Raw genomic sequence first — 20181 nt, 5'->3', positions numbered from 1 at the left:
CCTATGCCGCCGTCGCCGCCGCGGACGCCGCCGGCAGCCGCACCGTGAACGTGCTCCCCTCCCCCGCGCGGCTCTCCACGTCGATCCGGCCGCCGTGCTCCGCGACGATCCGGTACGACACCGAGAGCCCCAGCCCGACGTTGCTCCACTGGTCCTTCGTCGTGAAGAACGGCTCGAAGATGCGGGGCAGGTGCTCCGGGGCGATCCCCTTACCTCCATCGCTCACCACGATCTCGACGTCGCCCCCGGCGCGCCGCGTCGCGATCCGGATCCCGGCGCCGGGCCTGCCGGCGCACGCCGTCCGCGCGTTCGACAGCAGATTCAGCACGACCTGGGCGAGGTGGCCGGGGTCGCCCTTCACGCGGGGGGAGGGCTCGGCGAGCGAGACGTCGAGGGGGATGCCCCCGGCGCGGAGGTGCCCGTCCACGAGCGCGAGCGCCTCCGCGACGACCCGGTTCGCGTCGAGCTCCCGGAAGTCGGGCTCGGCGCGCTGCTGGCTGAATCGGATCAGCTTCTGGGTGATGTCCCGGCAGCGGCGCGCGAGCGCCTCGATCTTTTCGACCGACTCGCGATCCGGGTTGCTCCGCGGCATCGCCTCGAGCAGGAGCTGGGCGTTGCCGAGGATCCCGGTCAGCGGGTTGTTGATCTCGTGGGCCGCGCCGGCGCCGAGCTGACCGATCGCGGCGAGCTTCTGCGCCTCGAGGAGCTGCGCCTGCGCCTCGCGGAGCTCGCGCGTGCGCGCGTCGACCTCGCGCTGCAGGTCGTCGTTCCAGCGCTCCAGGCGCGCCCGGGCGGACCCGAGCTCCTCCGCCATGGCGTTGAACGTCCGGGACACCGCCGCGATCTCGTCGCGCCCCTCCTCCGGAAGCCGGACCTCGACCTCCCCCTCGCCGAGGGCGCGCACCGCCGCGTCGATGCGGGCGACCCGCGCGCTGATCCGCCGCGCGAGGAGCGCCGAGAGGGCGAGCACCCCGAGCGCCACGAGCGCGCACGCCGTGAGGGCGGCGTGCCTCAGCCCGACGATCGGCGCGTAGGCCACCTCGGCCGGGACCCCGACGACGACGCTCCATCCCGGCGCCGCCGCGAGCGGTGCCCAGGCCGCGAGGGAGCTCCTGCCCAGCAGCGCGCCCGCGCGCTTCCGGTCGATCCGCTCGGCGAGCTCGCCCCGGGCCGCCTCCGTCAGCGGCTCCGCCCGTACGGACGTGACGAGCAGGCGCGTGCCGCTCGCGAGGTAGGCGGCGCCGTCCTCGGGGACCGCCGCGTCGAGCCGCCGCTGCACGACCGAGGTCCCGAGCCGCACGGCGACGAGCCACCGCCCCCCGTCCGCCGCCGGGATCGCTCGCACCGCGGCGAGCCGCACGCCGCCTCCCGCCTCCTCGTAGGCGTGCAGCGAGAGGCCGCGTCCCGTGCCCTCGCGCGCCGCGCGCACGGCCGCGAGGAATCCCTCCTCCGCCGCGCCGCCGCGGGTCGAGAGCAGGGCGCGGGTCGTCCCTTCGCCGTCCACGATCGCGCTCGCCTCGACCGCGGGGAGCTGGCGCGAGAGGACGAGCAGCAGCCCGCGCCGGTCCGCCTCGTCGAGGCGATCGGGCCGCCAGCTCTCGGCGACGGTCGAGAGCGTCGCGTCCACCTGCGCGAGATCGGCGGAGATGCTCGCTGCGCCCGAGCGGGCGCGCGCGAGGTGCTCGGCGGAGGCGCGCCGGCCGAGCTCCCGCTGCGCCCACCCGAGGATGGGAAAGCCGACTCCGACCACCGGTGCGAGCGACGCTGCCAGGAGGAAGAGCGCGAGCTTCCGCTGCAGCGTCATGCCGCCGCTCCGCCTCCACCGCCGCCCGCGACCGGAGTCAGCAGCGGACGCGGGCCGGGCTCACCGGCTGCGACGACGCCGTCGTCGGCGAGGTGGACGCTGCCCGCCGTGCGCTTCGCCTTCTCCTTCAGCTCGGAGGCCGCCCGCGCCAGGTCGACGTGCGCGCCCCAGCGTCCCGGCGGCGCCGTCACGGTCGCGATCGAGACCGAGAGGATCGGGAACTTGCGCGGGGTGCCGTAGCGATCGGCCGCCTCGATGAAGCCGCGCTCCCGGTCCTCGCGGTCGTAGTACAGCGGGATCACCCGATCGAAGGTGGTGATCACCTCGCGGGCGACCGACTGGGCGCGCTCCGGCGCGGTGAGCACCACGAAGTCGTCACCGCCGATGTGCCCGAGGAAGGCGCCCTCGCCGCCGTGCTCGGCGACCGCGTGGCGGAGGATCCCGGCCGTCTGGACGATGACGCCGTCCGCCTTCGCGTAGCCGTACGTGTCGTTGAAGGCCTTCAGGTTGTCGAGATCGACGTAGGTGAGCGCGAACGGGATGCGGCCCCCGAGGCGGCGCTCCACCTCCTGATCGATCGCGCGGCCTCCCGGCAGGCGCGTCATCGGGGAGGCGTGGAGCGTGGCCTCGCGCCGGCGCAGCACCGCGTCGATGCGGGCGACCAGCTCCTGGGCGTCGAACGGCTTCGTGAGGTAGTCGTCCGCCCCGAGCCGCAGCGCCCGGACCTTGTCGGCCGTCTCGCCCCGGGCCGAGAGGAACACGACGGCGAAGGGATCGGAGGCGCGCTCCTCGGCGAGCCCCTCGAGGAGCGAGAAGGCGTTGGCGTCCGGGAGCTGCACGTCCACGAGGAGGAGCTGCGGCCGCTTCTCCTGGACGAGGCGGCGGGCGCCGGCGGCCGTGTCCGCCTCCAGGACCTCGTAGCCCTGGCTCGCGAGCACCTCGGCGGAGATCGCGCGGGTGCCCGGGTCGTCGTCCACGACGAGGACGCGGCCCCCGGCCGGCCGGCCGCGTCGCAGCAGCGGCTCGGCGGACGCGGCGAACACGGACGGCGGGGACGGCTTCGGCACGAACGCCTCGGCGCCGGCGCGGAACGCCGCCTCGCGCTGGGTGGGGTCGGCGAAGGCGAGCACCGCCGCCTGCCGCGTCTCCGCGTCGTGCCGGAGGATGTCGGCGAGCGGCACCCCCGCGAGCGCGACCACGCGCGGATCGTAGACGACGAGGCGCGGGCGGCGGCGGCGGGCCTGGGCGAGCGCCTCGTGGGGATCGCTCGTGGCGTGGCAGCGCATGCCGCGCGCCTCGAGGACGCCGCGCGCGAGCGTGGCCGCGTCCGGCTCGTCGACGACGAGGACCAGCGGCGCCTCGGGGGACAGGGGAGCGCGCTCGGCGGGGGCGGCCGGCGCCTCCTCGGGGAGCACCACCACGAACCGCACGCCGTCGCCCGGGCTCTCCGCCCAGATCGCGCCGCCGTGCGCCTCCACGATGCCGCGGCAGATCGAGAGCCCGAGCCCGGTGCCGCGCACGCGCCGGTTGCGATCGCTGCGCGCCTGCTCGAACTTCTCGAAGATGCGCTCCAGGTCGGGCTCGGAGATCGCCTCGCCCGCGTTCCACACCGAGAGCCCGAGCATCCCGGGCAGCGCCGGCGAGCGGAAGAGCCGCACGCGGATGACGCTGTTCTCCGGCGCGAACTTGATGGCGTTCGTGAGCAGGTTCGAGAGCACCTGGCCGACGCGGGCCGGATCGGCCACCATCCGGACGGAGGCCGGCGGCGTCTCGACGGCCACCTCCTGGCCCCGCTCCGCCGCGGCGGGCTGGTAGCGCTCGACCGTGGCCCGCACGAGCTCGTCGAGGCTCGTCACCTCGGGCTCCATCTGCAGCTTGCCCTTCGCGAGCCGGGCGAGATCGAGGAGGTCGTCGACGAGGCCGTTCAGCTTCTCGGTGGACTCGCGGGCCATGCGCAGGTACCGCGCCTGCTTCGGCTCGAGCTGCCCCGCCAGGCCGGAGAGCACGAGGTCGAGCGCGCCGGTGACGGACGTCAGCGGCGAGCGCAGCTCGTGGCTCATCACCTGGACGAACTCCTCCTTCCGCTCCTCCAGCCGCTTCTGCTCGGTGACGTCGCGCAGCGCGATGGCCACGCCGGCGAGCCGCCCGTCGGCCTCCGCGACGGGGGACACGATCGACGAGAGGGTCCGGTCGAGGAGATGCACCTCCTCCTGGACGAAGGCGCGGCCCGAAGGATCCGGCTCGATGCCGCGCACCAGGTCGAACGGGTAGAAGCCGAGCGCGTCCTTCAGCCAGCGCACCGGGAGCGGCCCATCGAGCGCAGCGCCGAGCATGCGGCGCGCCGCGGGGTTCGCGATCACCTCGTCCGACCCGGTGGCGGCGAACAGCAGCCCGTCGGCCATGCACTCGACCACCCGCTCGAGCCGGTGGCGCTCGCCCGCGTGCTTGGCGCCGAAGGCCCGGAGCGCCGCGCCGAGCTCGTTCACGAACACGTCCAGCACGCGCGCGTCGCCGGGCCCGAACGCGCCGGTCGCCATGCTCTGCAGGAGGACCACCCCTGCCGTCACGCCGTCGACCTGGAGCGGCACGGCGAGCCGCGAGCCGAACGTGCTGGCCCGCCCGGCGGAGCCGAGGACGCGGATCTGGAGCGTGGACTCCGCGAGCCGGTTGCCGGCGTGCTCGGCGTACGCGGCGAGCGCGTCCTCCTTCACCTGGAGGAGCGCCGAATCGGAGAGCCGGGCGACGGGGCGGAGGAGGAGGACCGGGGCGGTCCCGGCCGGCGCGAACAGCGCGGCGGCGACGTCGCACGGTACGACGCGCGGCAGCCGCTCGACCACCTGCTCGAGCAGCCGGGTGTGGCTCTCGGCGGTGCTCGCGTCGCGGGCGACCTCCGCCGCGACCTCGAGGGTCTGCAGCCGGCGCTCCGCCTCGGCGAGGGCCCGGGCGTGCTCGCGCTTCAGCTGGACCTGCTCGAGCGCGCGGACCACCGTCTGGCGGAGATCGGCGCTCTCCCACGGCTTCACGAGGTAGCGGTAGACCTCGCCGCGGTTGATCGCGTCGACGAGCTCCTCCGGCTCGGTGTACGCCGTGAGGAGGATGGCGCAGAGGTCATGCCGCCGCCGGCGCGCCTCGGCGATCAGCTCGACGCCCGTCATGCCGGGCATCCGCTGGTCGGTGACGAGGAGATCGACCTCGCGCTCGGCGAGGATCCGCAGCGCCTCCTCCGCGCCGCCAGCCGTCAGCGCCTCGTAGCCGTCCTGCGGCGAGAACGTGCGCCGCAGGAGGCCGAGGACCTCCGGCTCGTCGTCCACGAAGAGGATGACGTGCGGCATTCCCTGACCGCGCCCCCCGGCGAGGAGAAAAAGTTGCTGAACCGCCGCCATCCTACCACGCGGCAGGCGAGCGTCCGATTTATCCGCTATCGCCCGACATCGCGGTTTCGCTTGCCCTGCGCGTCGCGAAACGACTATAAGTCCCGGCCTTTTACGCAAAGAGTCCTACATGACCCCCCGCGAGCAGATCCGCAACGTCGCCATCGTCGCACACGTCGACCACGGCAAGACCACCCTCGTCGACTTCATGCTGCGCCAGGCCGGCGTCTTCCGCGTGAACGAGCAGCTCGTCGAGCGGGTGATGGACTCGAACGACCTCGAGCGCGAGAAGGGCATCACCATCCTCGCGAAGAACACCGCCGTCACCTACAAGGGCGTGAAGATCAACATCGTGGACACGCCCGGCCACGCCGACTTCGGCGGCGAGGTCGAGCGCGCGCTCCGGCTGGTGGACGGCGTGCTCCTGCTCGTGGACGCGGCCGAGGGGCCCCTGCCCCAGACGCGCTTCGTGCTGTCCAAGGCGCTCGCCCTCGGCCTGCCGTCGGTGCTGGTCGTCAACAAGGTCGACAGGCAGGACGCCCGGGCGAAGGAGGTCCTCGACCTCGTCTACTCGCTCTACATCGACCTCGGCGCGAACGAGCACCAGATCGACTTCCCGGTCATCTACGCCATCGCCCGCGAGGGCAAGGCGGCCCACACCGTCCAGGGCGCGTTCGAGGCCGAGTCGCTCAAGCCGCTCTTCGACGCGATCCTCACCCACGTCCCGCCTCCCCCCGGCGGCGACGGCACCCACGTCCAGATGCTGGTCGACAACCTGGACTACGACGAGTACGTGGGGCGCCTCGCCATCGGGCGCATCGCCTCGGGCGTGCTGCACGAGGGCGACGCCATCGCGGTCATGCGCGAGGAGGGCAAGATCGTCCCGGCCAAGGTGGTCCGGCTCTACGCGTACGACGGCCTGAAGCGGGTCGAGGTGAAGGACGCCGGCCCGGGCGAGATCGTGTGCATCGCCGGCGCCGAGGAGATCGGCATCGGCGACACCATCGCGGACCCCGCGAACCCGGTCGCCCTCCCCCGCATCAGCGTGGAGGAGCCGACCATGTCGATGGTCTTCAAGGTCAACGACGGGCCCTTCGCCGGCAGGGAGGGCAAGTACGTCACGAGCCGCAACATCCGCGAGCGGCTCTACCGCGAGGCGTACAAGAACGTCTCCATCCGCGTCGAGGACACCGAGACGCCGGACGCGTTCAAGGTGGTCGGCCGCGGCGAGCTCCAGCTCGCGGTGATCGTCGAGAACATGCGCCGTGAGGGGTACGAGCTCACCGTCTCGAACCCCGAGCCCATCCTCAAGACCATCGAGGGTGAGGTCCACGAGCCGATGGAGCTGCTCGTCTGCGACCTGCCCGACGACGGCGTCGGCGGCGTCACCCAGAGCATGGGCTCGCGCAAGGGCCGCATGGTGGACATGCAGCCGCTCGGCTCCGGCCGCACCCGCCTCCAGTTCCGCGTGCCGGCCCGCGGCCTCATCGGCTTCCGCGGCGAGTTCCTCACGCTCACGCGCGGCGAGGGCATCATGTCCTCGCAGTTCGACGGCTACGAGCCGTGGCAGGGGCGCATCGAGAAGCGCAAGAGCGGCGCCATCGTGGCGGACCGGATCGGCGACGTGATCGCGTACGCCTGCTTCTACGCGCAGGAGCGCGGGGCGCTGTTCGTGAAGCCGGGCGACAAGGTGTACGCCGGCATGATCGTCGGCGAGCACAGCCACGACAACGACCTCGACTTCAACATCTCCAAGGAGAAGAAGCTCACGAACATCCGCGCCGCCGGGCGGGACGAGAACGTCATCCTGACGCCGCCGCGCGACATGAGCCTGGAGATGGCGCTCGAGTGGATCGCCGAGGACGAGCTGGTCGAGGTGACGCCGCAGTCCATCCGGCTGCGGAAGAAGTTCCTCGACCCGACGGTGCGCTACAAGATCGAGCGCGACCGCAAGAAGGGCGCGGCGTCGGCGCAGGCGTGAGCTTCTTGTTTCCGGCCTACGGGCAGGGCGTTCGGCGCCAGATCATTTGACGCGGAGCAGGCCCGAGTGGCTGCCGATCGGGCGCGTGCTAGTGTCGCGCGGTGCGCCCTAGCTCCGCAGCTCTCGAACCAATCCCTTCCCGCACACCGGACGACCCTCGTCCGCCGCGAGAGCTCCCGGCTTCGTCCCCGAGGCGGATCTCCGCATACTGGATCGCTTTCGCGGCGTGTACCGCAGCGGCGCTCGTTCCGCTCTGGAGCGTCAAGTACCTCCCGATGACGGATCTGCCGCAGCATGCGGCGCAGATCTCGATCTGGATGCACCTGGACGACCCGAGCTACGGCTTCGCGAAAGAGTACGAGCTCAACTGGTTCACTCCCTATCTCGTTGGATATGCCCTGGCGCGATGCCTGGCGGAGTTCACGGGCGTCCTCAACGCGATCAAGCTGGTTGTGACCGCGGCGGTGCTGGCGATCCCGCTCTCGATGCACGTACTGCTCGGCCGAACTGGTGGCGACCGCTACTGGGCGCTGCTGGGGTTCCCCGCGGCGTTCGGGTTCGCGTTCTACTGGGGATTCCTGAACTTCCTGGTGGCTGTGCCGCTCGGAATCCTATTCGTCGCGCTGGCCTACGAGTACGCGAGCTTTCCGACGCGGAGTCTCGGCATCGCCGTCGGCGCATCCGCCGTCCTCCTGTTCTTCGCGCATGCGCTCGTCTTCGGGATCTGCGGCGCGACGGCAGCCGGAATGATCGCGTTACGAGCGCGGGGCCTGCACGGGTTCGTTCGTCGCGCCGTGCCGCTCGCCGCAGCGCTGATGGTCGCGCTCTGTTGGGCCGCCTGGACTCACTCGCGCGAGCCGCAGTCCAACTGGCCGCACGCGTGGGGAGTCGATCTCCATCGGCTCTTCCAGTTCCCGATGTTGGTTCTCGGTCCTCGTCCGCCGATCCGTCTGAGCGTTTCTTGGCTGGAAGTGGCAGCCCTGCTGCTGATGCTCGCTGCGGTGGTGGCGACTCGTCCTCGCCTCTCCCGTGACCCCGCTCGATGGGTACCGGGCGTCGCAGCGCTCGCGGTGGTCCAGCTCGGGCCGACGCGGGTAGCCGACATCGCCCTGGTGGCGGAGCGCTTCGCGATGTTCCTCGTGCCCTTTTGTCTATTTGCGGTGAATGGAGCGGCCAACCCCAGGCGCTCGCGATGGGGGCACGCGGCCCTCGTCGCGCTCGTCGTGGGATGGATGGTCGTCCTGACCGCGCGGTTCCACGCCTTCGACGAGGAAGCGGCGGGGATCGACGACCTCCTGGCGCGGATGGAGCCGCGGCGGAACGTACTTGGCCTCATGTTCTCTGGCGCGAGCGCCGCCGTCCCCGCAGCGCCTCACCAGCACATGGCAGCGTGGTACCAAGCCGAGAAAGGGGGAGCCTTCGGGTACTCCTTCGCGAGCTGCTACCCGGAGCTCGCGCGACACGCCCCGACGGCAAGCCGCCCGATCGCGACCGAGGCGCTCGCGTTGCAGCCCGACTCGTTCAATTGGGAGCGTGACGGATGGTACGACTACTTCATCGTCCGCTCGCCCACCGACATGGGCCGATCCCTGTTTCACGATGCGACGAAACCGGTACGCCTGGAGGCGCGCTCCGGGATGTGGTGGCTGTATCGAGTCGACTCTTCCCGCTGAACTCGCCTCACGAGGTGTTAACCGGCCTCGAGCGCGAGTCACGCAGGCTGCCGAAGCGAAATGGAAACGCCGCCCCGGTTCCCCGGAGCGGCGTTCGTGTTCCAGGCCCGTGCGAGCCGCGGAGGTCGGCTAGACCTTCGGCTTGGCGCGCGCGCGGACCTCCTGCACCTTCTTCACGCGCGGCTGGCCCTTCACGGCCGTGTTCACGAAGAGGAGCCCGTCGTTGTGGCCCGGGACCGCGCCCTTCACGAGGAGGAGGTTCTTGTCCGCCTCCACGCCGACGATGGTGAGGTTCTGGATGGTGACGTTGTCGACGCCGTAGTGGCCGGGGAGGTGCTTGCCCTTCCACACCTTGCCGGGCGTCTTGCGCTGACCGATCGCGCCGACGTGGCGGTGGTGCTCGTGCGTCGTCGACGAGTCGCGCGCGGCGCCGTGCATGTTCCAGCGCTTCATGACGCCGGTGAACCCGCGGCCCTTCGTCACGCCGGCCACGTCGATGCGCTGGTCCTGCTTGAAGACCTTGTCGACGGTGAGGACGTCGCCCGCCTTGAGCTCGCCGAGGAGCTTCGCGTCCTTGACGCGGATCTCCTTCACGTGCCGGAAGACCGGGGTGCCGGCCTTCTTGAAGACCCCGACCTCGGGCTTCGTGAGCCGGTGGGCGTGCTTCTCGTCCACCTCGCCCCAGCCGATCACGACGGCGTCGTAGCCGTCCTTCTCCGCCGTCTTGCGGCGCACCACCGTGCAGGGGCCCGCCTCGAGCACCGTCACCGGGATGCAGTCGCCCTCGGCGGTGAAGATCTGCGTCATGCCCAGCTTCTTCGCGAGAAGCCCAGTCGCCATGTGTCACCTCGCATTGGTCCGCCGCGCGTCGCGTCTGGCCGCGGAGGACGTGCCGTTGGAAAGGGGCGGTTTCTACCCGCGCCGGCGCGGGAAGTCAAGCGAACACCGCGAACTGCCGGGGGTTTCGGGCGCCCTCGCTCCCGCTCTCATTCGCCAGACCGCGCGGGAGGAGCGGCTTTCCCTACGCTCCCGCCGAGGCGCACGCCGAGGTGGTCTGCGCCACCTGCGCGAGCAGGGCGTCGATGTCGAAGGGCTTGGCGAGATAGCCGACGGCTCCGATCGAGGCGGCGCGCTGCGGGTTCCCGTCGGCGGAGATGACGACGATGGGAATCCGCTGCCCTTCCGGAAGCTGCCGGAGCGCCTGGGCGAAGGCGAGCCCGTCCATCACCGGCATCATCAGGTCCAGGAGGATGATGGCGGGTTCTTCGGCCGCGACCCGCTCGAGCGCCTCGCCGCCGTGACGGGCGCGCGCCACGCGATAACCCTCGCCTTCGAGGATGTCGCAGATCGCTTCGAGGATGTCCGGGTCGTCATCGACGACCAGCACGAGGGGCAGGCTCATGGCTCCAAGGAGGGTTCCGGCGCGGCAGTATATGCCGCCCGCGGGAGCGTGAGGACGTAGTCCCCTTCGGACACCGCGAGCGCGCCGCGCAGCACCGCCGCCACCCGTCGCGCGACCGGCAGGGCGAGCGCCCTTCCCTTCGGATCGCTGGGCGAGCCCTTGCGCGGGTCTTCGAGGCCGGCCGGTCCCGGCGCGTGTCCGGAGAACCAGAGCGACACCCGCCCCTCCCCGTCGGGCCGGACGACCACGCGCACTGGAGTACCCTCGCTGCCGGCGACGGCGAGCAGCGCCTCCACTGCGCGCTCGAGCAGCGTGCGATCGGCTGCGACCGCGAGCGGCTCGTCGAGCTCGACGGAGACCGGTGGGGCGTCGGCCGCGCGACGCTCCAGCAAGCCGTCGATGAGCTCGCCGACGCGGAGCGGCTCTGCGCGGACGGGGATTCCGGCCACGTCCAGGCGCTCACAAAGGAAGTGGTCCTCGATGAGCTGGCGGACGCGGGACAGCGACCGGAGGCACATCGCGGAGAGCTTGTCTCCCCGGGCACCGCCGCGTTCCTCGGGCGACATGCGGGTGAGCAGCTCGGCCGTCCAGAGGGCAGTCGAGAGGGGGTTGCGGACCTCATGAGCGACGAAGCCGAGGTAGCCGCTCCGGTCGTTCGCGTCCGCTTCCCGGCTCCGGCCGGTCTCGGGTTGTTCAGCTTGCTCGCGCTCCACTTTCCACCTGCCTAGCCGCCATCCCGACGAGCGTACGACCTCAACGTGGGTCCCCCCTATGCCGTCCGCAAGTGGGGGTTGCAACCACCCGGAAGTTTTCGTTGCAGGAATTACAGCCAAAAAGCCCAACAGGGCCAGGGGTTCGCGCGACTCCGGTCATATTTACAGCCGGATGCTATCCAAGCGGCTCCTTTCCTGACTGTCAACCCATTGGAATTGCGAAAGATTTTCCATAGCCCCGTTGCGGCATACCCGTTGCTTTCTTCCGCCCCCGTCACTAGGCAGACTTCCGGAGGCCGAATGAAGCGCATCGCGATCCCGACGACCACCAGCTCCCTCGAGCTGTATCTATCGGAGATCAATCGCTTTCCTCTCCTGACGGTGGACGAGGAGCAGCGCCTCGCGCGGCTGTTCCGGGACGAGGGCGACACGCGCGCGGCGCACCGGCTGGTCACGGCCAACCTGCGCTTCGTCGTGAAGGTGTCCTACGAGTACCGCTCCTACGGCTTCAAGATGGCCGACCTCATCCAGGAGGGGAACATCGGCCTGATGAAGGCGGTCCAGAAGTTCGACCCGGACAAGGGGATCCGACTCATCTCCTACGCCGTCTGGTGGATCCGGGCGTACATCCAGAACTACATCCTCAAGTCGTGGTCGCTCGTGAAGCTGGGGACGACCCAGGCACAGCGGAAGCTGTTCTTCTCTCTCGCGCGGACCAAGCGCGAGCTCGACAAGATGTCGGTCGAGCACGGCCGCGACTCCGACGCGCAGGACAAGGGCAAGATCGCGAAGAAGCTCCGCGTGAAGCCGGCCGAGGTCGAGGAGATGGAGCAGCGGATGGACGGCCGCGATCTCTCCCTCGACGCGCCGATGGGCGACGACGGCGGCTACTCCCACATCGACTTCGTGGCCGCGAAGTCGGCGGCGCAGGACGACGAGCTCTCCGACGCCGAGGAGCAGCAGATCGTCTCCGCCAAGGTCACCGCCGCGCTCGCGCGGCTCGACCAGCGCGAGCGGTACATCATCGAGCAGCGCGTCATGAGCGATCGCCCGCTCACGTTGAAGGAGCTGGGCGAGCACTTCGGGTTCTCCCGCGAGCGCGCGCGCCAGCTCGAGATCCGCGCCAAGGAGAAGCTGAAGCAGGAGCTGCACGCGCTCGCGGCGGAGATCGACTACCCGACGGACGGCAGACCGATCGACATCGACGACGCGGCGCTGGCGTAGCGCCTTCCCGCACCGCTCACCCTTCCCCCGAGCTTGTCGAGGGGTCAGGGTGAGCGGATCCGTCTGGCCTGAGTGGAAGAAGGCTATTCGCGGCCCGGGCGCCTCGCCTCGGGCCGCTCGCGTTTGGGCGGACCCGGGTCACCCTGCTCGTCCCTCGACTTCGGGCGCGCATCGCGCACCCTACGCTCGGGACGAACGGGAGTTGCTCACGGGCACAGCCACCCATCCCGCCCTACCCGTGTCACCGAGGCTCCGCTCGTGCTCGGCCATCCGCGCTCCGCTCGTGCTGAGCCTGTCGAAGCACGAGCGTACGGGTACCGCCGATCCCGGCCCTACCCGATCCCGTGCTTCTTCAGCCGGTACCGCAGCGTATCTCGCGAGACGCCGAGGAGCCGCGCGGCCTTCGACTGGTTGCCGCTCGCGCGCTCCATCGCCTCGACGATGAGCTTCCGCTCCACGTCGTCCAGGACGAGCCCGTCCGGCGTGACGGCGGGGACGAGCTTCTCGGAGCGCTTGGCGGGGGTGGCGCGGCGCAGCTCGGGGCTGAGGTGCTCCGGGCGGATCTCGTCGACGCCCGCGTGCAGGATGAAGGCGCGCTCCACCACGTTGCGGAGCTCGCGGACGTTGCCGGGCCAGTGATAGGCCTTGAGCAGCTCCATCGCCTGGCTCGACACGCCTCGCACCTGCCGCTTCAGCTCGGCGTTGAACCGGGCGATGAAGTGCGCGGCCAGCGCGGGGACGTCCTCCTGGTGCTCCCGCAAGGGCGGGACGATGATGCGGACCACGTTCAGCCGGAAGAAGAGGTCCGCGCGGAAGCGGCCCTCGGCGACGCGCTGCTCGAGGTCCACGTTGGTGGCGGCGATCACGCGGACGTCGCTGCGCAGCTCCTGGACCCCGCCGACGCGGCGGAACGTCTTGTTCTCGAGGAGGCGGAGGAGCTTCGCCTGGCCCCCGGGGGGCAGGTCGCCGATCTCGTCCAGCATCACCGAGCCGCCCTCGGCGCTCTCGAAGAGGCCGCGCTTCTGGGCGTGGGCGTCGGTGAAGGCGCCGCGCTCGTGACCGAACAGCTCGGACTCGAGGAGGTGCTCCGGCAGCGCCGCGCAGTTCACCTGGAGGAACGGGCGCTCCGCGCGCGCGCTCTGGAAGTGGATGGCGCGGCCGACGACCTCCTTGCCGCAGCCGCTCTCGCCCTCGATGAGCACGGTCGTGGTGTCGGAGCTGCCGAGCCGCGAGATCATGGAGCGCACCTGCTCCATCGACGCCGAGCCGCCGACGATCGCGTCGAGCGCGTTCGCGTTGCGGCGCTCGCTCGCGAGCGCGGTGATCTGCCGGCGCGTCCGGGCCGTCGCGATCGCGCGCTCCACCGCGGCGTCGAGCGCCTGGAACGGGAACGGCTTCACGAGGAAGTCCACCGCGCCGTGCTTCATGGCCTCGACCGCCACGTCCACGGTGGAGTGGGCCGACATCATGAGGACGATGAGATCCGCGTTCTCGGCGAGCGCGCGCTGCAGCGTCTGGACGCCGTCGATGCCCGGCAGCTTGACGTCGAGGAGCATCACGTCCGGCGGATTCGCGGCGATCAGCTCGAGCGCCTGCTCGCCGGACTCCGCCGAGATCACCTCGTACCCGCTGCGCTGCAGGCGCTCGGCCACGGACCAGCGGATGAGCTTCTCGTCGTCGACGACGAGGACGCGGGAGGAGAGGTTCGTCATGCGGCTTGCTCCGGGGCGCGGGCGGCGCGGACCTGCTGCAACGTGACCGTGAACACCGTTCCTCCCTCCGGTGGGCAGCGGTAACCGATGTGGCCTCCGTGCTCCGCCACGATGCGGGCGGAGATCGCGAGGCCGAGGCCGTTCCCCTCGCGCTTGGTCGTGAAGAACGGCTTGAAGACCTGGGCGCGGAGATCCGCCGGGATGCCTGGGCCGGTGTCGGCGATCTCGACGACGACGTTCCCGTCCCCTGGCCGCGAGCGGACCGTGAGCTTGCCGCCGCCCTGCGCGCCCATCGCCTGGCAGGCGTTCAGGCAGATGTTGAGGAACACCTGCTCGAGCTGCGACGGATCCGCGAGGACGGAGGGGAGCTCGGGCATCAGCTCCGGCACCACCTCCGACACTCCCCCGTTCCGCTGCTGGCGGATGAGGAACAGCACCTTCTCCAGCGTGGCGTTCACGTCGGTGGAGCGGAGCTTCGCCTTGGGTGGGCGTGCGAAGCTGAGGAGGCTCTCCATCGTGTGCGTGAGCCGCTGCACCTGGTGGCGCATCTCGCCGACCACCTCGGCGTGCTGCGGGTTGGCGGAGAGGTCCTCGGCGAGCAGCTCGAGCGCGCCGGAGAGCCCGGCGAGCGGGTTCTTGATCTCGTGGGCGAGGCCCGTGGCGATCTCGCCCACCGCGGCGAAGCGATCGGCGCGCACCATCCGCTCCCGGTAGAAGGCCTCCAGCTCCGACTGGCTGCGCCGCAGCGCCGCGAGCATCGCGTCGAAGCCGCGCGCGGCGATGCCGAGCTCGTCGGGCCGCCCCTCGTCGGCGCGCACCGTCAGCTCGCCGGCCTCTGCGCGGCGCATCGCGTTGACGAGGCGCTGGAGCGGGGTCACCGCCTCCCGCCCGAGGAGCCACAGGAGGATGGCGAGGAGGCAGACCAGCGCGCCCGAGGCGGCGAGGATGAGCGTCCGCGCGAGCCGGGACTCGGCGTCCTCGATCGAGTGACGCGTGAAGCGCAGGTCCAGCCAGCCGTTCACGTGGGAGTGGTCGCCGTGGCAGCGCACGCAGGCGGCCGCGTTCGGGATGGGGTGGAGGACGGCGTACTCGAGCGCGTTCCCGTTGGGAGACTGCACCACGGTCGTCTTCTCGTACTGCCCCAGCTCGGGCCAGGGCACCGAGCCGACCAGCGCCGGGGCGGTGGACACCGAGACGTAGCCCGTCGGGGCGACGAGGCTCGCCGCGAGGAGCTCGCTGTTGTGGGCGAGGAGCGTCCCGAGCAGCGCGGGGACCGCGTTCGGCTGCCCCGAGAGCATGGTGTTCGAGACGCCGGAGGCCACCATCTCGGTGAAGATCTGGGCGCGCTCCCGGCGCCCCCGCTCGATGTCGGAGCTGTACAGGTGGACGCCGCTCGCGACCATGGCCGCCATCGTCAGGGCGAACAGGAGCGCCGTCGGGAGCAGGATGCGCGCCCGGATGCTCGAATCGAGCCGCTTGAAGAGGCGTTCGAAGGGGTTCATCTATTCGCCAGGGACAACGCCCGGGCGACCGCCATCATTGCAAGGACGTGGACGGTAAGGAAGGCGCCCTCGCGCTCGGTGCGTCAGGCCGCGTTCCCGCGATGTACGCGGATGTCGGCGGAGAGCTCGAAGATCTCCACCGCCGCCGACACGAGCGCCTCCCCGGAGCAGCCGTCGCACACCGCCTGACGCAGCCGGGCGCTCGGGGCGTGCAGGATCTTCGAGACGATCGAGCCGGCCATCGCCTCGAGGCGCCGCTCCACCTCCGGATCCTCCCCGAGCCTCCGGAGGGTGCGCTCCACCTCCTCCCGGGCGATGGCGCTCGCGCGGGTGCGCATCTCCTGGATGAGCGGGGCGGCCCGGCGCTCCGCCTCGGCGCGGACGAACTTGCCGACCTCCTCGGCGATGATCCGGTCCGCGTCGGCCACTGCTGCCGCCCGCTCGCTCATGGCCGCCTTCATCACCCGATCCAGGTCGTCGACGTCGCACAGGTACACGTCGCGGATGGCTCCGGTGGCGGCGGGGATGGCCCGTGGGACGGCGAGATCGACGAGCACGATGGGCCGCTTGCGGCTGCGGGAGAGCTCGGCCATCGCCTCCGGCTGGAACGCATCCGGCGCCACCGGCGCCGCGGAGACGACCACGTCCGCCTGCGCCAGCTCCTCCCCGAGCGCCTCGAGGGGACGGGCGACGCCCCCGACCTCCCGCGCGAGGGCCTCGCCGTTCACGAGGGTGCGGTTCAGGACCACGATGCGCGCGCCCTGGTCGCGGAGGTGCTGCGCCGAGAGCCGCGCCATCTCGCCGGCGCCGACCACCACCACGCGCCGGCCCTGCATCTTGCCGAGAACCTTCTCTGCCAGCGTGGCCGCCGCGTGCCCCCAGGAGATGCCCGCCCGCCCGATCGCCGTGTCGGTGCGGACGCGCTTCGCCGCGGAGAGCGCCCGGTTCAGCACCGAGGTGAGCTCCTTGGCCGCGACGCCCTGGTCGATGGACCGCTGGAAGGCCTCCTTCACCTGCCCGAGGATCTGCGGCTCGCCGAGGATGGCGGACTCGAGGCTCGACGCGACACGGACGAGGTGGCGGTACGCCTCCTCGCCGTGGAGCTCGAACAGCGGCAGCTCACGCCCGGCGCGCGCGTTCAGCGCCTGGCGAAGAGAGAGCGTCGCGGCCGCGGGGCAGCGCGTCGCGGCATAGATCTCCACGCGGTAGCACGTGGACATCACCGCGATCTCGTCGACGGCGTCGAGCGCGGCGTACTCCGCGAGCGTCGACTGGAACCCCTCCGCGGGGAGGGCGAGCACCTCGCGGTCGGCGACGGTTGCGCCCTTCTGGTTCAGACCGACTGCGACGAGCACGGCGGCTCCTTTCGCGATCTGCGCGCTTCGTGAGCAAGCACCGTGCCCTTCACATCCTCGCAACATCCGGGGGAATTCACGCTGTGGGCGCGCATCCCTTGCGCCATTTCACCCGCGCGTATGAAGGGGACGAAACCCCTGCACGCGCGCTGCGGGGCCGACCGGACGACCGCGCGTGAAGGGGGCTGGGGTACCTCACCCATGGCCGCTGGGTGAGATCCCCAACGGGACGCCCCCGCTTCTGGAATTCGCTTGACTTTACGTGCGGCTGACCCCGGCACTGCCCTTGCTTCGCACGCCGCCGCACCGCGCTTCCGCCGCCAGGATCCGGCGGAAGACGTCGGCCGGAGGAACCTTCTTGAAGCTCCTCGCAAACGCGATCCACGGCCCCGGCGGCTCCCTTTCCTTACCCGAGAGCGACGAGGCGTCGTCCGATCTGGCTATGCTGATCGAGGGAGAAACGAGCGGCGCTCCCCTCGACGACGTCCTCGCCCGGTTCGGGCGCTCGCGGAGCACCTACTACGAGAAGCTGCGCCGGTTCCGCGAACGAGGGCTGGAAGGGCTCATCGCGCAGCCGTCGGGCCCGCGAGGTCAGTGGCGGAGACCGCTGGAGGTCGTCCGCCACATCGTCCGCACGCGCCTCCGGGCTCCCGAGCGCAGCGCCGCCGAGATCGCCGAGGAGCTGGGCTCCCTCGGCCACGAGGTCTCGGTGCGCAGCGTCGAGCGGACCCTCTCGCAGTTCGGGCTCACGCGGAGCCGGCGCGAGCGAGCGACTTGAGCGCGACGCGATCTTCTCGTCGCACGAACCGCTCGTGGTGAGCCTGTCGAACCACGAGCGGCGGCCCGGCCCAATCGAGCGCGTCAGGGCGAGTGCGCTGCGTGCTTGCGAGCTGCGAGCATCAGGATCACGAGCCACGCGAGCCAGCTCGCGCCGGCGATCGCGGCGCCGCCTCGAAGCCACGGCGTCCGGTATCGGAAATCGACGCGGTGAGCTCCGGCGCCCACGCGGACGGCACGGAAGACGCCGTCCGCCGTCTCGATGGGCGCGGGGATGCCGTCCACGCTGACCGTCCAGCCGGGGGCCGCCGCGTCGAGGAGCACGGCGTACCCTGGAGACGGCGTCACGCAGTCGAGCTCGACCTGTTCCGGGATGGCCGAGCGGACGGAGCATGGACGCGGCGAGTCGAACGCTTCGGCCGTGACGAAGGCCCTGGGCCTGGGATCGGGGACCCGGACGATGGCGGTTCGCAGCTCCGCATCCCGCGCGACGATGAGCTCGGGAGGAACGGTGGGCACGCCGCCCGGGCCGACGAGGAGCTCCTCCGCCATCCGCACGTACTCGATGCCGAGCAGGGCGCCACCCTCCTCGCTCGACGTGAGCCGCTGCAGGGCCGAGCTCTCGATCGAGCTGTGGCCGGGGAACGCGTTGAAGCCGAACATCATCGGCACGTTGTCGAAGAGCCCCTGGAACACGTACTGAGCGTACGTCGCCTCGTTCCGGAAATCCGGCGGTCCCACCAGCCTCGTGCTGCTCGCCCACAGGCGCGGTCGAATCGTCGCCGACTGCGAGGGGAGGAGCCCGGCGAGGAGCCTCGGGGGCGTCTCCAGCGGCCCGGGATCGGTGGAGGGATGAACCGCCCAGGAGCGGACGACCAACTCCGCGACGAGGAGCAAGCCGGCGGCGACGGCGAAGCGGGGCTGGCGAGCTCGAGCGCCCAGCCAGAGGAGCGTCGCGAACGCTGCCGCCACGACCGTGGCGATCGCGCCGGAGACGAGGACGCGCTGGAACGCGGCGCCCGCCTCGAACGGAAGCTGGGAGGCATCGACCCGCGCTGCGATCGCCGGCACGATCAGGCTTCGGGACGCGGTCGCCGCGGCCACGAGCAGCCCGAGCAAGGCCGTCCCGGCCCACGCGATGCTCACGAGAGGACGCTCCACGCCGTGCTTCTGGACGCGTGCGGCCCCCATGCCCGCCATGGCGCACCACAGGACGATGCTGCCGATCAGGTACTTCTCGGGATAGCGGACGATCCTGAGGGGCGGCAGGAGCGCGGCGAGCGCCTCGTGCACGGGGGTCGCGGCGCCGAGGGCCAGGACCACGAATCCCAGCGACGCCCAGAGGAGCCACCTGGCCAGGCGGTCCCGCCAGGCCGTCCAGGCGACGAGCGCGAGCAGGGGAACGCCCACGTAGACGCTGGCGGCCCACGTCGAGTCGTTGAGTCCGTAGACGGGGCCGAGGGCGCGGGCGAGGTTGTCGACGAGCCCGCCGGGAGGCAGCTGGGTCCCCAGCAGGCCCGGCCAGAGCCACTCGAGCACGCGGATGGGCGCCATCGACCAGCTCAGGCGCTCCTCGGTCGACAACCCCTGTCCCCGGGTCGTCCAGCCGAGGATGCCGAGCGCGGGGAGCAGCGTCGCGGCGCTCAAGGGAAGGGCGCCCGCCATCGCCAGCGCGCCGCGGAGCAGCGGGCGGCGGCGATCGAGGCCGCGGGGAATCAGCAGGAGCACCAGGGCGAGGCCGAGCGAGACGACGAGGTGGGCCGGCTCTCCGACGACGATCTGCATCGCCAGCGCAGCGGCGAGGAGCAACGGCTCCCGCAGGCCCCCCGGCGACAGCGCGACCCGGTTCGCGGCCCAGGCCACCCACGGCGTCCAGCACAGCAGGTGGACGTTGTTGTTCCCCGGCATCGACGCCGCGTAGCCGCAGGTCACGAAGGCTGCCCCCGACAGCCACGCGCCCCGCCAGCCCGCCCCGAGGCTGCGAGCGAGCGCCGCCGCTCCTCCCGCCGCCACGAGGAGATGCGCGAGCACGACGAGGTCCTTCGCGAGCAGCGGACGGACGAACGCCGCGATCCAGAACGGCGGATAGGTCACCCCGTCGATCGGGTTCGTCGCGAACGGAACGCCGATCCCGATGCCGTCGCACCACTCCGGAATTCGCCCGCTGCGCAGCGCCGAGCCGAGGAACGCGAGCACGGGGGACATGAACCCGAGCGCGTCGCGGGTGGAGTAGGTCTCGCCCAGGAGCGCCACGCGGTAGTTGGAGACGAGGACGACGAGGACGAGGCCGGCGATGGCGGCCCATCCCGCTCGACTGGACTCGACGGGCGAGCTCTCCTGAGCGGAAGCGCGAGCGACGCGCGTGGACGTTCGGGTGCTCATGCGGTGGCTTTTCTCGTCCCCTCGTGGTGAGCCTGTCGAGCCACCAGCGGACCAGGCTCCCCCATCCGCGTCAAGCACGGGCCGAACGGCGCCAGAAACTGCGCCACCCGGCCGCATCGGGAATTCGCCCGACGTCCTCTCCGGAGCTCGCCGGACCTGGCCTCCGGTGGGCGCCCGCCTCGCGGCGCGGACTCCGCACCCGCGACCCTCGGGACCGCGCCGCCGCTCCGCTCCGGTCCGCGGACATGCCCCGCTCCGGCGCGGCGCGCCCCTCCCCCCGGACTT

The 20181-nt window shown here is 71.5% G+C and carries 13 protein-coding genes; 4 read left to right on the top strand and 9 right to left on the bottom strand.

Annotated features, from left to right (window positions below; translation table 11 throughout):
• Position 1: 1 nt before the first annotated feature.
• Entirely contained in the window at positions 2-1804 is a 1803-nt protein-coding gene (locus tag ANAE109_RS09450) for an ATP-binding protein (RefSeq protein WP_012096636.1), read from the bottom strand.
• Positions 1801-5136 (bottom strand): response regulator, encoded by a 3336-nt coding sequence (locus tag ANAE109_RS09445; protein ID WP_012096635.1) that lies wholly within the window; start codon positions 5134-5136, stop codon positions 1801-1803. The genes ANAE109_RS09450 and ANAE109_RS09445 overlap by 4 nt, the downstream gene beginning before the upstream one ends.
• A gap of 169 nt (positions 5137-5305) precedes the next feature.
• On the opposite strand from ANAE109_RS09445, the gene typA reads away from it, so the two are divergent.
• Positions 5306-7156, top strand: coding sequence for a translational GTPase TypA (typA, locus tag ANAE109_RS09440; protein ID WP_012096634.1), 1851 nt, complete (start codon positions 5306-5308; stop codon positions 7154-7156).
• Between the two features lie 275 nt (positions 7157-7431).
• Complete coding sequence (locus ANAE109_RS09435; RefSeq protein ID WP_041448241.1) at positions 7432-8829, top strand: hypothetical protein; 1398 nt, start codon at positions 7432-7434, stop codon at positions 8827-8829.
• Between the two features lie 129 nt (positions 8830-8958).
• Here ANAE109_RS09435 and rplC read toward each other — a convergent pair whose 3' ends face one another.
• From rplC to ANAE109_RS09420, 3 genes are all read right to left on the bottom strand, one after another.
• Entirely contained in the window at positions 8959-9669 is a 711-nt protein-coding gene (gene rplC / locus ANAE109_RS09430) for a 50S ribosomal protein L3 (RefSeq protein WP_012096632.1), read from the bottom strand.
• Positions 9670-9850: 181 nt separating this feature from the next.
• Positions 9851-10231 carry a response regulator gene (locus ANAE109_RS09425; protein WP_012096631.1) on the bottom strand — a complete coding sequence of 127 codons (381 nt, stop codon included), beginning with the start codon at positions 10229-10231 and terminating at the stop codon, positions 9851-9853.
• A complete protein-coding gene (locus ANAE109_RS09420; protein WP_012096630.1) occupies positions 10228-10944 on the bottom strand; it encodes a sensor histidine kinase KdpD in 717 nt (238 codons plus the stop codon). The genes ANAE109_RS09425 and ANAE109_RS09420 overlap by 4 nt, the downstream gene beginning before the upstream one ends.
• Before the next feature lie 300 nt (positions 10945-11244).
• Between ANAE109_RS09420 and rpoH the strand changes: the two genes are divergently transcribed.
• On the top strand, positions 11245-12168 hold the full coding sequence (gene rpoH / locus ANAE109_RS09415; protein WP_012096629.1) for an RNA polymerase sigma factor RpoH: 924 nt from the start codon (positions 11245-11247) through the stop codon (positions 12166-12168).
• Between the two features lie 332 nt (positions 12169-12500).
• Here the strand turns inward: rpoH and ANAE109_RS09410 are convergent, their stop codons facing one another.
• From ANAE109_RS09410 to hemA, 3 genes are all read right to left on the bottom strand, one after another.
• Complete coding sequence (locus ANAE109_RS09410; RefSeq protein WP_012096628.1) at positions 12501-13880, bottom strand: sigma-54 dependent transcriptional regulator; 1380 nt, start codon at positions 13878-13880, stop codon at positions 12501-12503.
• On the bottom strand, positions 13877-15382 hold the full coding sequence (locus tag ANAE109_RS09405; RefSeq protein WP_012096627.1) for a sensor histidine kinase: 1506 nt from the start codon (positions 15380-15382) through the stop codon (positions 13877-13879). Before ANAE109_RS09405 ends, ANAE109_RS09410 begins: the two co-directional genes overlap by 4 nt.
• 83 nt (positions 15383-15465) lie before the next feature.
• Positions 15466-16737 carry a glutamyl-tRNA reductase gene (hemA, locus tag ANAE109_RS09400; protein ID WP_041448240.1) on the bottom strand — a complete coding sequence of 424 codons (1272 nt, stop codon included), beginning with the start codon at positions 16735-16737 and terminating at the stop codon, positions 15466-15468.
• A gap of 358 nt (positions 16738-17095) precedes the next feature.
• Between hemA and ANAE109_RS09395 the strand changes: the two genes are divergently transcribed.
• The gene (locus tag ANAE109_RS09395; protein ID WP_012096625.1) at positions 17096-17515 is read left to right on the top strand and encodes a helix-turn-helix domain-containing protein; all 420 of its coding nucleotides are present in this window, start codon (positions 17096-17098) and stop codon (positions 17513-17515) included.
• An 83-nt stretch (positions 17516-17598) separates the two neighbouring features.
• On the opposite strand, the gene ANAE109_RS09390 is transcribed toward ANAE109_RS09395, so the two are convergent.
• Positions 17599-19896, bottom strand: coding sequence for a YfhO family protein (locus tag ANAE109_RS09390; protein WP_041448238.1), 2298 nt, complete (start codon positions 19894-19896; stop codon positions 17599-17601).
• Positions 19897-20181: the final 285 nt, after the last annotated feature.

Origin of the sequence: Anaeromyxobacter sp. Fw109-5, from assembly GCF_000017505.1 — a bacterium.
In the GTDB taxonomy this organism is placed as follows: domain Bacteria; phylum Myxococcota; class Myxococcia; order Myxococcales; family Anaeromyxobacteraceae; genus Anaeromyxobacter.
The sequence above is the reverse complement of the archived record's forward strand: the minus strand, read 5'-3'. Positions and strand labels throughout refer to the sequence as shown.